A 14,165-nucleotide genomic window follows, 5' to 3' on the forward strand; every position below is an offset into this window, starting at 1 on the left:
AAAACGGGGAGAAGTTATATGGATTACGATCAGTTTGTTGAGAAGTCAAAAACACTGGGAACAGGTCTTATAGACCTTCTCCCTACATATTTTAAGAAATTTGATGATGAAACCGAATACCCTGTTTCTGAAGTAGCTGAACACCTTTCTGTTAGTGAAGAGACGGTACGGCGATGGTGTAGAAATGGTGAGTTGATTTCTGAAGGGATCACTCATTATCGAATTAATGGTCTTGTTTTAAAAAGGTATTTATTTAATAAATCAAAAAATAGATTTCCTAAAACGTTAAAAGAAATAATTGAAGAATAAAAGGTTGAACAATAAAGTGCCCTTAGCTTTTTTAGATAACTAAAAATAAAAAAACACAAATTCCGGAATTAAATGTCCGACTTTTGTGTTTTTTATTTCGTATATGCGATTCCTTTCAGTACAAAAGGTTCTATTTCTTTTATAGCAGCTTCAATGTCGCGAACATGCCAATTTTCTGCTCTTTTAGTTCTATCAAACGGTACATGATGGTGGTGGTGAGGCTCTGATTTTGTCTGGTTAGCAGGATCATCCTCATGACTTTCATTTTCCCAAGCCGTAATATGAGAATCACTTTTATCTAACGAAGGTGGATTTAATTCCCACTGATATCTGTACTTTTTTGGACTTCCATCTTTATAATGAGTTTCCGTAATTTTAAGCCGGTTCTTTCCGTAGATAGGATGATGTTTTAAGTGAAGCGTGATTTTAACGATATAAGCGTCTGGTTTATTTTCAACGTTTGGATTGTGCCGGGATCCTTTTTGGTATAAATGCGGATACTTATCAATTAACTTTTGAAGTGAATATCGTGACGGCATCATTGAGGTTTTTTCTTATTCATTCTTTCTTGGAGCTCAGCCTTCATCTCCTCAAGATCCTTCCAGTCATAGTAGTTTGACGCATCATTTCTTTCGTCAGCTTCTTTTGATGATAACTTTCCGAATACCTCTCCAAAGGGACCTTCGTATACTTCCTCAAACTTTTTAATTTCAGCGCTTATTCTCACTAATTTATCTTCATCTGTTTCTACTCTCATTCGACGAACTTGGTGCACCCATTGCATAATAAATGCTTCACTCTCGTTCCAAAGTTCTACGGCATGCTTTGGAATTTTTTTATGATCCGTTGTATTTGCGCTTTCTAGTCCTTGTTCTACATATGTCAAAAGGGTTGGCTTGGATACGTTTAACATTTCCATCGCTTCTTTTGTCCGCAGAAGATAGCTTTTTTGATATTCAAAATCAATCGTTCCATCTGAAGTGATGTAATAGTACCAGTCTTCAAATTCAAGCTTCAGTTTACCAAAATTCTTTTTATTCAAATCCTCACTCATCAAATCAACCCAATACTTCAATCGATCAAGATATTCTTCCGATAACAAAAGATTAGGGTCAGCAATTAAAACCGTTGAACGGCTTAAACGAACAGAAACTAGCTTATCCGGAAAAGAAGACATTAGGTTAACAACAATACTTTGCATGACAATGTATGCTTTAGCACAAATGAACTGAGGTTCATGTGTCGCGTTATATGCTTGCTGAAATGTCTGATCAATACGTTCTGCAATTTCCATAGGTATTTTCAACCTCCTCACCTCCTATTTTACCCAAAATTTTACGATTTATCAAATTCGTTAAATTATATTTTCAAAAGTCCTCTTTTATGCAAACAACTGTGTTAAATAATTAGGGTGAAAATTGAAACGTCCTTTTATTTATATATCATCAGTAGCTTCATTTTTACTTATAAAAGAAGCCACATATTTGCGAATGTTTTTTTTTGTTATTTTTAACAAATTTTTACAATTTGAATTAAAATTTTAAAGTAACACTAAACAATTTATATTGGGGGAATAAGGATGAAGCAAGCATTGTTAGTTATTTTATCAAGCTTTTTACTAATCTTTACAACTAGTTTTTCTGGATATGCAACAACCATCACGGAAGATACTCCTAATGGTGCGTATTTAAGAGATATTGGTGTTCTCGATGCATGGAATTTTGATGGTGATTATGGTTTTAAAGGAGCAGGTGTTAAAGTAGCTATTATTGATACCGGTATTCAAGCCAGTCACAATGATTTAAAAACAGAAAATATTCATACGTTTGATTGTACTGCTGGTACAATTGAAGAGCGTTGCGTGGATATGAATGGCGCGGATACTGATGAAGATGGTCATGGAACGCATGTTGCCGGAATTATTGCTGCACAACATAATGACATAGGAGTTTACGGTGTTGCACCAGAGGTTGAAATTTATTCTTATAAAGTGAAAACTAATAGTTCAATAAAAGGAATTCCGTCTTTTATAAGCGCTTTACGTGAAATTCAAACATTTAACTTTATGAAAGATTGGGAGGATAAAATTAGAATAGTTAATTTAAGTATAGCTTTCACACCAGAAGTAGAACATCCAGATAACGATCCGGCATGGTTACCTATTATGAATGATTTGTTAGAATCGTTGAAAAATGAAGGCGTGTTAATAATAGCGGCAGCTGGAAACCAAGGTTCTCATGTTGTAGGTGAAAATTATCATCCAGCAGCAAAATTTTCGTATAAATATGGTCATATGTATATATATGAAGAATGGTTGCCGACTTTAAAAAGTTCTAACAATCAAATTAATTACCCTGCGATAAATCCAAATGTTATGGCTGTAGCGGCACATAATATGCATTTTTATCGTTCAAAGTTTATAGAAAGCTATGTTAATCCAAATGACGGAAATTTATATTATACAAGTTACAACAAAAGCCCTTATTCGCAAACTGGACCGGAATTGGAAATATCAGCTCTAGGTCATGATGTATTTAGCACGTTTCCTATTGAGTTAGATATTAACGATGGATTTGTGGATGGATATGCTAAAGAGACTGGCACATCTCAAGCAACACCTTTTGTGACTGGAGTTGCGGCACTTTTGATGGAACAATATCCAGAGAAAAAAGGTCAGGAAATAAGACAACTAATCATTGAATCAGCAAACCCTAAATATGGTTACCTTTCAGACGGAACGGCTTCAAATGTTTTTAATCATGAATATGGTTATGGAACCCTGTCATTAAAACAACAATATCCCGAACCAATGTATTATCACAGTTATATCTATACAATCTTATTAGATCGTAATTATGTTATGTATCCATCAGAAACAGGAGAGAAGAAAGATGAAATTGCGACACAAAACGCAATCGTAAAATCAACAAATATCTGGAACGAATGGGTACAAAATGGAAGTAACAAATGGTTCAAACCTGAGTTTGGCGAAAAAGGCGCATCTTTCATTGTTTTAAAAACAAGCTCTCTTTATTTGCCTGATGACTATGGGTGGATGGAAAAGGTAGGAGAAATAACAGGACCTACTGTTTCAACAGCTTATGAATTAAAAGGTAACTCTATATCAGGCAAGTATTTGATTGATACTCCAGATGGTCAACGATGGATAGATGCTAAAAATGGCGTGTTAGGTGAAACGGAAATAATTGATGAATACATTCAGACTTACACCTATGAAGACGTTTATCAATTACCTGATGTAACAACAACTTATCTGGACAGAATTCCTCCTCAGCTTGTTCACGCAACAGGAAGAATTAAGGACCGATTTAATATTTATTGGTATAAAATTGATCTTCCAAGTAGCGAAACAGGAGCAGGATGGATACAAGGAGACGAACACGGATTATTTACACCAAAAGATACTCCTGGATTAGAAATAGAGCTAATGGAAACCCATAAATTGTACCAGTACCCGGATCATGGGACAACGCGTATTGGAGAAATTACGCCGCAAACTGTTCAAGTAGATCAATATTGGACAGACGGTTATTACAAATGGTATAAAATACAAAGTCATGCTGGTCCAGCCTGGATTCAAGGTTGGTATACGGAATAAATCTAAAAAAACGATCGGAGAATTTTCTTCGATCGTTTTTTTAGATTATCGTATCGGCAATTTAGAATTTATAGATGTGTTAGTTCTTAAATCCCTTTCATTATACTTCAATTGAATATATTCAAATATAGTCATTTGGAAATAGGAACCTTCCGAGTATTTTGAATAACCGTTGGTTTCTTTTATATATGTTCCACCGTAATCTTCTACAATTTTTTTCGCTTCATTATAGTCAAGTTCTAATCTGTATTTTTGTAAAAACACGTAGTATTCGGACAAAAAAAGATGGCAAGTAATAATCAAAATTAGGATTGAGAGTAATACCTTTTTTTTTCTAATATTTTTTTTCATATTTTATGACACCTACCTTTTTTAGAAACATAACTAAAATATAAAATAAAGCAAGAAAAAGTATTATTTTAAAAGTAGAAAATGTAAAAAAGGTCTAAAATCAATTTAAAAACATAATGTTAGTGTCCGGAAAACGACCGTTTAACAAACAAATTTTCCGACAATGTATAACGGTTGTTTTTTCTTGTTATACTGAGTAAAAACTGTTCGGAAAAGGGTGCGAAAAGTCTTTTGTTCGGAAAAGATTAAAACGACCTTTTTTCGTACAATCAATAGGAGGAAAATAATGAAGCTAGGTTACGCACGTGTGTCAACGGATGATCAGGACATGCATATGCAAATAGAAGCACTTAAATCAGCTGGAGTAAAAGAAGAAAACATTTATAAAGAACATGTATCTGGGATGAAAAAGGATCGACCGGAATTGAAACGATTACTTGATTACGCACGTGAAGGCGATGAAATTATTGTATTTAAGCTTGATCGAATTAGTCGTAGTTTGAAGCACCTAGAGGAGCTGGTCGAGACATTTCAAAACAGAGGAATTGAATTCATCTCTCTTCACGAGAAAATCGATACAAATAACGCTTCTGGGAAATTGTTCTTTCGGATGATGGGAGCAATCGCTGAGTTTGAGCGAGATATCATTTCCGAGCGCACGAAGGAACAACTAGCAGCTAAAAAGAAAAACGGTGTGAAGCTTGGTAGACCAACTGTTGATAATGACAAATTAGAAATGGCATTTGCCTTGTATGAATCGAAACGTTATTCGGTTAAGGAAATAACAGAGAAAACTGGTGTAAGCCGAACCACATTTTATGATTATTTAAGAAATCGTCCTGTAAGTTAGGGCGATTTTTTGACAATTGTAAATGTAGTGGATAACGATACTCGAATAGAAAAATAAAAACCAGCAAATTTTTGCTAGTTTTATTATATAAATATACAAGATGACTCTAATATCAACCGAGATGTCTTATCGACATTTTGTAGCTCGTTTCTGTCGGTTATCAAAATGACGGGGAGTTTTTTATATTGCCACCAGGAGCTAATAATACCCCATGGTTTAAAATCTGGATCATGATCTAATTCGAAATCCTTCAACATTAAGTAAACAGGAACGAAATTTGTTATATCGATGGTAAGCATTGGTTGAACCTCACGTTTTAATAATTCCCATTCTTCAGGTTTTTTCGTAGTTATCACGGCTTTCTTCACACAATCACCTCACAATTTCTTTCAACAAAAATAACTATTTTCCTTTCCGATGTGAGATGATGTGTATATAAAAACATCGTCCTGTAAGCTAGGACGATTTTTTGTGGCATATTAAAAATATTTCCTGTAAAGTTCTTTTCTAAGTTTACCGGTCAATTGAGCATAAATACGTGTGGTTTCGCTTTTTTCGTGTCCTAGTAAACTTTGTATAGTTTCAATAGAAGCACCATTATTTAAAAGATGCGTGGCGTAACTGTGGCGAAGTTGGTGGGGATGGATAATTTTATTAATTCCAGCACGGCTTGAAATCCTTTTAATGATATACCTCATTTGGGCTATACTTATGCGGTGTGGATTACGTTCAGTTACAAAAAGTCCATTATCATTATCTTTTCGTTCATTCAAATATCTCTTTAACCAAATTTCACAACGAACATTAAAATAAACTTCACGTTCCTTATCCCCTTTACCAAAAACAACTGTAGAACGTTTCGTCCAATCAATATTTTGACGATCAAGTTTAACAATTTCTCCAATTCGGCAGCCGGTAGAGAACATAAATTCAAATAACGCTTTTTCAAAAGTTGAGAGGCAAGCATCACGTAATTGTTCGATTTCTCTTTCGTTTAAAAACTTTGGAATTCTTTTTCCCGTTTTAGGCTCTTTTATTTTTGTAGAAGGGTTAGTTGGAATATTACCTTCTTCGTGTGCCCAACGAAAAAAAGACCTTAAAAAACGCACACGATGGGCTAAACTTGATGGTTTTAAATTTACGCTTGCTTCAGCTAAATATTTCTTTAAATGATGAAGTGTGATTGTATCAACTTCGACATTATCAAAATATCTAATTAACAAATTTGCTTGTAATTTATATGCCTTTAATGTTTGTGAAGAAAACCCTTCAATTCGTTTGTCTGACTCATAAAGTTTCCATAATTCCGTTAATAACAAATATATCCCTCCATAATACTATTATTTTCAGAATTTAAAGAAAGAAGACATTGTTTAAAAGGTAATTTATGTTAATATAGGGATATAGTTAAAAGGAAATTTTATTCAACTAACGGAGCAGTAGAGTTGAAGAAGAAAACGGTGTTAAAATAACTAAAAGACATACAAAAACAGGTGAACAATATGGATAATATCCTAAGAAAACTAACGGAAATTAAAAATGAATTAGCTAATCCATTTCCATACAATGATACAGATAAGATACAAGAAGATTTTCAAACACATTTTTTAAATTTATCAGATGAAGAAGATAGTCTGACTGGAGATTTTAACACTTACTGTATGAATATAGCTGGAACACTAAGTTATGTTTTAGCAGGCAGCACAAATAAAATATCTAAAAGTCAAATTGAATTTTTACAAAAATCCTTCTTTGATTTATTTACGCAATATAAGTTTTTTGAGGATAAAATCGGTAACTATAAGGATTTTTATGATGAATATAAAAAATTTGAAGAAACAAGAAAGTTATTATTACTTGTAGTGAAATAAGAGTTTAGCCTATTACATTAACGGATGCTCTAGTTGAATAAGACTGTAATATCAGGTCAAAAGGATCAGATTAGCAATCTGATCCTTTTTGTATTGTTATTGCTCCTCACTAATACCAGTGCTTATTTATAGGTTAGTTTATTACTTTTGTTAAATTACGTCTTCTTCATCTCAACCGAACGGGTTAGTAAATTAGGGCGACTTTTTTGTTGAATTAGCAGGTATTACCAATAGGAATATCGAACTATTATCGATGTATAGGAGGTTGATGACAAATGAAAGAAGCAAAACTTTATTTTTTTGATTATCCGGATCCAAATCGTCCGATCGAATGTAAATACATCACAAGTATTGATGGGATAAATAATTACCATGAAAAGAAAGAAGATGCGCTTTTATATTTATTTGATAAAGGTGTTACTGCCTATCAGTTTTTAACGAAAAAAGAAGAAAACTACAAAAAGAATGCTAAAATACTGACCTACGAACTTTTGCAGATTGAAAACAGAGTGGGGTATTTAATTTATGATTTTCAGCCTTATGTTGACGAAAACGATACCGTAAAAAAACGCAAAGCCTTTGTCTGGCGTTTCATCGGATTTGGAAGAAGCTGTTTTGCGCCAACTAAAGAAGAAATAGTTGAACTGGTGAAAAAACAAATAGAAGAATATCAAAACGATACGGATAATCGTGGTTACAACACTTATCCATACTATACACGTCATTTTCGCGCTAAAAAGGAGATGTAAGGATGGATTTCGTTGCATTTGATTTTGAAACTGCCAATCGTAACCGCCATAGTATCTGCTCTGTTGGGATGGTATTTATTGAAAACGGTGTGATTGTTGATTCACTTTATGAACTCATCAATCCGGAAGAAGAATTTGATTCTTTCAATACATTAATCCATGGTATTACTGAAAGTGATGTCGCTGATGCTCTTACTTTTCCAGTGTTTTATGAAAAAGTAAAAAATAAGATTGAAAATAAGCTGTTAATCGCTCATTATATGGCTTTTGATGGGTATGCGCTGCGTGACAATTTAAAACGATATGGAATTCTATCGGTTCCTAATGATCTTTTATGTACATACCAGCTCTCAAAAAGGCTTATCCCGAACCTCCCAAGTTACGGGATAAAGCCATTGTGCCAGCACTTCCAGCTTGATTTGAATCAACATCACCATGCCTTGGATGATGCAAAGGCATGTGCTGAACTAATGGTGAGCCTAATTGAAAAATACGAATTACATGATTTAGATGCTATTTATGCAAAAACATATATAAAACCAGGAAAAGTATCAAATGAAAACTATTTTTCACCGGGACTTAGCCGAAACGGAGAAAAGTTGGATTTACGTACAATTGAAGTTAGCGATGAAGCAGATCCGGAACACCCTTTCTTTGGCAAGAATGTTGTTTTCACAGGAAAGTTGTCTGTTTTTTCACGAAGAGAAGCAGCGGAATTGGTAGGCAAAAAAGGCGGAACGCCTCAAAACGGAATTAACAAGCAAACAGATTATATCGTTTTAGGCGATTTTGAGGATGTCATGATCAAAGGAAATAAATCATCTAAGTTAATAAAAGCCGAAAAAATGATAAATGAAGGAAAAAATATTGAAATTGTAAGCGAACAAGATTTCTTGAAGATGTTGTAAAACCGCTTTTTATAGCGGTTTTTTACATTAATCCAAACAAACCTCCCTTGTTTCCTTATCTCCAGAAAATATAATTTTGCTGAGATTTTTAGAATTCACTGTATAATTATGGTATATAAATAATAATTTAAGGAGAATGGAACATGTACAATAAACAGTTATATAATCGAATTCTTTTGTTTATAGCGATTGGAGTGTTTTTAATTGTTTGGTTGATAAGGGGAGGACAGTTTAATCCAAGTATTGTAGGAAATATATTTACAGCAATCGGTATCACTCTTTTTATTGATCAAATAATTTTTAAACTAATAATATGGAAATTACGACCTGATATGTTCTATAAATGGCTAACAAACTGTCCTTACCTTGGAGGACAATGGGAAGGTACTTTGCTTTCGAACTATGTCTTTCCAGATACAGGGGAAAAGGGTGAACCAATAGAAGCAAAAATTGAAATAGTACATGATTTCGATGGAATTTCAATTAGGATGGAAACAAATAAATCCTACAGTAACAGTTACATTAGTGGAATTATTGAAAATGAAGGTAAACAAAAATTCTTGTGTTATCTTTACACTAATGATGCAGACAAAGATAGAGACATTAATCCAAAACATGATGGAGCGGTTAAATTAAGAATAAAGCATGATGGTGACTTACTTTTAGAGGGTCACTATTTTACCGGTAGAGAAACAACGGGGAAAATGGAATTTAGAAGAACAAGTAAAAAGAACTCCCATGTGTAGGGAGTTCTTTTTAAAATACAAATTCATACGCTTCTCTCAAAAATTTATTTACTTCCGAATGGTCGTATTTACTTCTAAACAAATATAAAAGTTCAGAAACCTCTCCCCATTCCTTACATAATTCAAAAGTGGAAGTATTTTGAATTAAGTAAACGAGGCTGCCTTTTAAATCATCAGTATATGTGCCTGTATTAAAATATTGATTTGGAACGTTCCAAACAAGGCACTCGATAAGGAAAGACGGGATATTTTCCACATCATAACCTTCTTCTTTCATTCGATTTCTCAAACGCTTAAGTATACGAACTATTCGCTTGTATTTTCTTGCTGTTATTATGTTCTTTCCGACGCCATTTTCATAATGCTGCTCAGGAAAGTTTATAACTTGGTTATTTGCAAATCTAGTTCTAAACTCAGTGCCTGCAATATACGAACCACTTTTGTCGTATCTCCTATGTTCAAAACACGGAACAACATCGGCGTCTACACGATAAGTATTTGAACGGATTTTTATTGATTTATCACCGAAGGTAATGCTTTCAGCTCCAAACGTATTTATCAAAGCTTCTTCAATCGAATTCCGGTATTCATTGAAGGTGTAACTGGATTCTGAGTTACCAAAATCATTTCTAGTTGTACCTTCGGGATAATTTGCGTAAAAAGTATCAGTTAGCTTTACCGCAATATCTACATCGCTGTTTAATCGTACGTTTGTATTGTTGTGATAAGATCCTTGCGGTATAAATTTGATATTGAATTTAGATAGAGCTTCTGAATTACCGATTGCTTTCTTTATCATTCTTAATGCATTTTCACACTTCGCTTCTTCTGTATCACTGGCGGGTTTCGACCATTGTTGTAAGGTGGATTCTAAACTTGTTCCTATGCCCAGCATTATTTTTTCCTCCCTAAATATAGTTATAATTTAATTATAAATTAATTTTCTAAATTGTTACAATATTTTACAAAAAGTCATCGGAAGAATTTGTTGCAGTAAATCATTTCACATAGGACAACCATATCACCTCATATAGTGTCATGAGGTGATTTAGATTGGCAAAACAGCTAGAATTCGTCTATCACCCAAGCAATGACGAAATCGATGAGGAGAAAGTGAAAGAGGTACAACAGAAGACTGTTGCCTTCCTTATCGAGAAAGCAATACAAAAAGCCACTAATGCGAGTTAGTGGCTTTTTTGTGTTTGTTATAAAACTGAGTAGGAAATTACAGGTTTTATCTAGATATAAAGCATATATCTATGTTTAGCTATCATAAAATATGGAAAAAAAAGAAATAAGAGGTGTGAGTGTATGGACAACCATTCAAGCCAGCCGTATAATAAAAGTAATAAAATGAAAGATATAGGAGTGATTGACTTGGCAATGAACGCACCAGTAAAATCACCTGAAACTACGGACACAACGGTTGTAGAAAAAATAAAATCTTTAAAACCAAACGACATTGATGAAATGATAAAAGCATTAGGGCTTGACGGCGATGCATTCGGAGATTCATTGATGGATGTTTATAACAAGAATAGGTAGACAAGGTGAATATGTTAAGTGCTACTACTAAACAAGCATCTGTATATTATATAGATGCTTGTTTTCTTTTAACCCTATCTCAGCCAAAGGACAACCGACACCTATCCGTAAAAGAGTTTATTAAAGATTCAGGCGAAAACAATGTAACATTTGCGATCAGTAACCATGTTTATACAGAAGTATATAATAATATTTTCAAATTTATTGTAAAGCGCGCTTTATCTACATATTTGAAGTATCAACAAAGAATTCATAAAGCTAATGGTAAAACTCGCTTCATACCAACAAATGAAATGGATCATTTAATTGATCTAGAAGCGGTTCAATTCATTAATAGAGAAGCGAGGCAAAACCTCTCATATTACAATAACAATCCTGAAAATATCTTTGTACCTGATTTAATGAAAGTGGCAAAAGAAAAGCCTTTAAGAAGCCATTTATTGGACTGTTTTTATCAAAAAGCAAAAGACATATACGATGGTTTAATTCTCATATTGCAAATGCAAGGAGTAAATGTACTCCATCTGAGCTCAACATCGAGCGATTTTAATGTAGCCATTAATTATCAACTAAATTATCAACTGGATTCAACAGATGCACTTCACCTTGCCATTGCAGTTAATAACAACTGTGCTAAATTTATTACACTTGATGGTGATTTTAATCATCCAAGTCTTGTTTCAAACTTAACTACTATCATTATTGATAAGATTGCATAAAGATAAAACCTCGATCATTATAGAATAACGGGTTTACTTCAGAGGTGCAAACAATTAAATATCAAAGTAAAACGCACGGTATTTCACATACGAAATCACCGTGCGTTTTTTATTATTAAATCAAGGTTTATAGCACTTTATTTGATTTTCCACATATAAAAAAGCATAATAAATCACATATATGGAAATAATTATTGTAAGGTATGTGAATTTGAATGTGATTTATACTGTGAAATATATGGAGGAAAAAGCAAATGAAGTTTTTAAAGCCCAAAAATAAGAACAGCGAGTCCGTCGATTGGAAGATTTCAGAACAAACCCGCTATATTGTGAAATATTATGCGGAATACTTGGAGTTTACGGAAGATGAAGTGGTTGATGAATTCCTTAAAAACATCATTGACGATAAGGATTTCATTGAATGGGTTAAGTCCAAACGTTTTAACAAACGTATTCTCAGTCAAATTCGAAATGTAAAGGAAGAAAACGTTGGCTAAATTAAAACGATTAGCTCAACCAACTGATGATATTGTTGTTGTAAAGGACCCTCTATCTTCTCAAGAATTATTGGACCGACAGTTGGATTACCCCCTTCTTAATCCCAGACGCTTTGCGAGAAGATATAACAAGCTGTTTGACCCGATTGAATTCACTTATAAAGGTGAAAATCATATTTTACAGTTTAATTATTGCACAAATCCTTATTGTTCTTGGTTCGGCTTGCCACAAAAGAAGTTTGATGAGATTAAGAATAAGCCAAGTCGCTATAAGTTAAGTAGTCGTGGGAAAGACAAAGACGATGCAATTGTATGTAATCCAGATCCTACCGAACTAACGAGATCTCACAAATGTACTGTTACGCCTATATCTAATTGGTCTGTTGCCGAAGAGATTAAACGCCTAGCAACATTAGATAAGGTCAAAGATATTGAGCCTGAATATATCTTTCATAAAGACGATTGTTCCAACGGTGAAGCAAATCCTTTTGATAATCCAAAAGAATTCTATCAACGAGGGAAAAGTAGCGGTGGCTCTAAAAAATGGCAATGCAAATCCTGTAAAAAGATGACTAACGTATTGCCCGCTCGAAGGGAATCATTTAGTTTCAACCAAAAGAGAAACGAAATAATGCCCCGATTCGCCAAAATGCTTATCAATCGCACGCCTGTTACTCGTACTTGCGAAGCTCTTAATATTTCTCCTTTAACTTATTACCGCAAGTTAGAATGGCTCTATCGAAGGTGTCTTGAATTTCTTGAACGTCACGAACAAAAGCCACTAAAGTCTATGCAATTTGACTCGCTTTGGCTTAACACAGATAAGCTCTTATATTATTTGAACAATGTAAGGCAAAAAGGACACGGAGGATTTCGATACGATAACCTTGAAGACAAGCAGCTTCAAACGCATATCATCGTAACAGGAGATATTGATACGGGTTATATTTTTCGTTCTGATATTGCTTATGATTGGGATGTCAGCCTAAAGGGTGTGGATGATGATACAAGGTACTACCGAGAAGACCATCTACACGAATTCTCAAAGAAGAATGCTCGTTTAAGGTTTTCGCATTCGCCGCAGCCTCCAACAGAAAACGATACTCAAACAATGGCTGAATATCACGCATATCGTGATGAATTTATGCGAAGAAAGAACTATATTAATGGACTTCACGTTAAATCAGGTTACACAGTGACTGCCCACCTTTGGTTGCTCAAACAAATGTTACAAAGTCAAAAGTGGCGTTTCGTTTCAGATGAGGACGAAACAATTATGAACGCCTTTTATCGGGTATTTAATGATGAATTCATCTCATCTAAAGCCCACCACTTCCTTGCCAAAATTGACCGTAATAAAAACCTTCCAGATGCTTATCAAGAGCATATTCAAGCAATAAAGCACCTTAAAGATTGGGCGGAAATGAATGGGGTCAACGAGGGGTCGGTAAGGAAAATCGCATCTATCAAATTAGCTATGGACTTGAAAAAACATTCTTTTCATAAGGTAATGTCCGACGGTTCCTTAAATTTCAAAGTGTGGGCAAAAAATCCGATTGAACATCCACTACCTCCAACTGACAAAGGATACTTCTCCGTTGATTGCACAACGGATTTAAGTGACTTTGACACCGAACACATTGCAAATATGCTTTTAAAAATCAGTGATCGTCCAACAAACAACTTTATGCAACAAATCAGAAGGCGGCTATCCATTCTTGAAAGACCCCTAGTGACGGCGAGAGGAAAGGGAAAAAGTTATATCTATGCAAATTTCAATCCTAAATATGCTCAAATGGCGTTGACCATTCTTAGAACGTACTACAACTTTTGTTTAGCAAATAAAGTGTCTAAGAAGAAAAGGCTAACACCAGCACAAAAATTAGGATTAACGGATAAGCAATTTACTTTAAACGATATCCTATACTTTAAATAAGCTAATGGAGGTCATCCTTTTGAAATAGGATGATTTTTTTTGAAGGTTATTTGGGATTTTATGTT

At 34.0% G+C, this 14,165-nt stretch carries 17 protein-coding genes; 12 read left to right on the forward strand and 5 right to left on the reverse strand.

The window, feature by feature from the left end; all coding sequences use genetic code 11:
* Positions 1–18: 18 nt before the first annotated feature.
* Positions 19–309 (forward strand): helix-turn-helix domain-containing protein, encoded by a 291-nt coding sequence (locus tag HC179_RS05960; RefSeq protein WP_168863511.1) that lies wholly within the window; start codon positions 19–21, stop codon positions 307–309.
* A gap of 92 nt (positions 310–401) precedes the next feature.
* On the opposite strand, the gene HC179_RS05965 is transcribed toward HC179_RS05960, so the two are convergent.
* Together HC179_RS05965 and HC179_RS05970 are read right to left on the reverse strand one after the other, a co-directional pair.
* Complete coding sequence (locus tag HC179_RS05965; protein ID WP_168863512.1) at positions 402–851, reverse strand: toxin-antitoxin system TumE family protein; 450 nt, start codon at positions 849–851, stop codon at positions 402–404.
* Positions 848–1,615 (reverse strand): helix-turn-helix domain-containing protein, encoded by a 768-nt coding sequence (locus HC179_RS05970; protein WP_168863513.1) that lies wholly within the window; start codon positions 1,613–1,615, stop codon positions 848–850. The genes HC179_RS05965 and HC179_RS05970 overlap by 4 nt, the downstream gene beginning before the upstream one ends.
* Positions 1,616–1,888: 273 nt before the next feature.
* Here HC179_RS05970 and HC179_RS05975 point away from each other — a divergent pair, with 273 nt between their 5' ends.
* Both HC179_RS05975 and HC179_RS05980 read left to right on the forward strand, forming a co-directional pair.
* Positions 1,889–3,928, forward strand: coding sequence for a S8 family peptidase (locus tag HC179_RS05975; protein ID WP_168863514.1), 2,040 nt, complete (start codon positions 1,889–1,891; stop codon positions 3,926–3,928).
* Between the two features lie 637 nt (positions 3,929–4,565).
* Positions 4,566–5,129, forward strand: coding sequence for a recombinase family protein (locus HC179_RS05980; RefSeq protein ID WP_168863515.1), 564 nt, complete (start codon positions 4,566–4,568; stop codon positions 5,127–5,129).
* 83 nt (positions 5,130–5,212) lie between these two features.
* Here the strand turns inward: HC179_RS05980 and HC179_RS05985 are convergent, their stop codons facing one another.
* Positions 5,213–5,497: a hypothetical protein gene (locus HC179_RS05985; protein WP_168863516.1), complete on the reverse strand. Its 285-nt coding sequence runs from the start codon at positions 5,495–5,497 to the stop codon at positions 5,213–5,215.
* 111 nt (positions 5,498–5,608) lie between these two features.
* A complete protein-coding gene (gene xerA / locus HC179_RS05990; RefSeq protein ID WP_168863517.1) occupies positions 5,609–6,448 on the reverse strand; it encodes a site-specific tyrosine recombinase/integron integrase in 840 nt (279 codons plus the stop codon).
* 183 nt (positions 6,449–6,631) lie between these two features.
* Between xerA and HC179_RS05995 the strand changes: the two genes are divergently transcribed.
* From HC179_RS05995 to HC179_RS06010, 4 genes are all read left to right on the forward strand, one after another.
* A complete protein-coding gene (locus HC179_RS05995; RefSeq protein WP_168863518.1) occupies positions 6,632–7,000 on the forward strand; it encodes a YxiJ family protein in 369 nt (122 codons plus the stop codon).
* Between the two features lie 275 nt (positions 7,001–7,275).
* Entirely contained in the window at positions 7,276–7,749 is a 474-nt protein-coding gene (locus tag HC179_RS06000) for a hypothetical protein (RefSeq protein ID WP_168863519.1), read from the forward strand.
* A gap of 2 nt (positions 7,750–7,751) precedes the next feature.
* A complete protein-coding gene (locus tag HC179_RS06005; protein WP_168863520.1) occupies positions 7,752–8,657 on the forward strand; it encodes an exonuclease domain-containing protein in 906 nt (301 codons plus the stop codon).
* A gap of 143 nt (positions 8,658–8,800) precedes the next feature.
* Entirely contained in the window at positions 8,801–9,403 is a 603-nt protein-coding gene (locus HC179_RS06010) for a Cap15 family cyclic dinucleotide receptor domain-containing protein (RefSeq protein ID WP_168863521.1), read from the forward strand.
* A gap of 10 nt (positions 9,404–9,413) precedes the next feature.
* On the opposite strand, the gene HC179_RS06015 is transcribed toward HC179_RS06010, so the two are convergent.
* A complete protein-coding gene (locus HC179_RS06015) occupies positions 9,414–10,298 on the reverse strand; it encodes a nucleotidyltransferase domain-containing protein (RefSeq protein ID WP_168863522.1) in 885 nt (294 codons plus the stop codon).
* 158 nt (positions 10,299–10,456) lie between these two features.
* Between HC179_RS06015 and HC179_RS21160 the strand changes: the two genes are divergently transcribed.
* The 5 genes from HC179_RS21160 (at position 10,457) to HC179_RS06035 (ending at position 14,100) form a co-directional block, all read left to right on the forward strand.
* On the forward strand, positions 10,457–10,591 hold the full coding sequence (locus HC179_RS21160; protein ID WP_277351305.1) for a hypothetical protein: 135 nt from the start codon (positions 10,457–10,459) through the stop codon (positions 10,589–10,591).
* Positions 10,592–10,714: 123 nt separating this feature from the next.
* Complete coding sequence (locus tag HC179_RS06020; RefSeq protein WP_168863523.1) at positions 10,715–10,948, forward strand: hypothetical protein; 234 nt, start codon at positions 10,715–10,717, stop codon at positions 10,946–10,948.
* Between the two features lie 5 nt (positions 10,949–10,953).
* Positions 10,954–11,667, forward strand: coding sequence for a PIN domain-containing protein (locus HC179_RS06025; protein WP_168863524.1), 714 nt, complete (start codon positions 10,954–10,956; stop codon positions 11,665–11,667).
* A gap of 254 nt (positions 11,668–11,921) precedes the next feature.
* On the forward strand, positions 11,922–12,164 hold the full coding sequence (locus tag HC179_RS06030) for a hypothetical protein (RefSeq protein WP_113967752.1): 243 nt from the start codon (positions 11,922–11,924) through the stop codon (positions 12,162–12,164).
* Positions 12,157–14,100, forward strand: a complete 1,944-nt coding sequence (locus HC179_RS06035; protein ID WP_113967751.1) for an insertion element protein — start codon at positions 12,157–12,159, stop codon at positions 14,098–14,100. The genes HC179_RS06030 and HC179_RS06035 overlap by 8 nt, the downstream gene beginning before the upstream one ends.
* Positions 14,101–14,165 lie beyond the last annotated feature (65 nt).

The organism is Bacillus sp. RO1 (genome assembly GCF_012524115.1).
Taxonomy (GTDB): Bacteria; Bacillota; Bacilli; order Bacillales; family Bacillaceae_I; genus Sutcliffiella_A.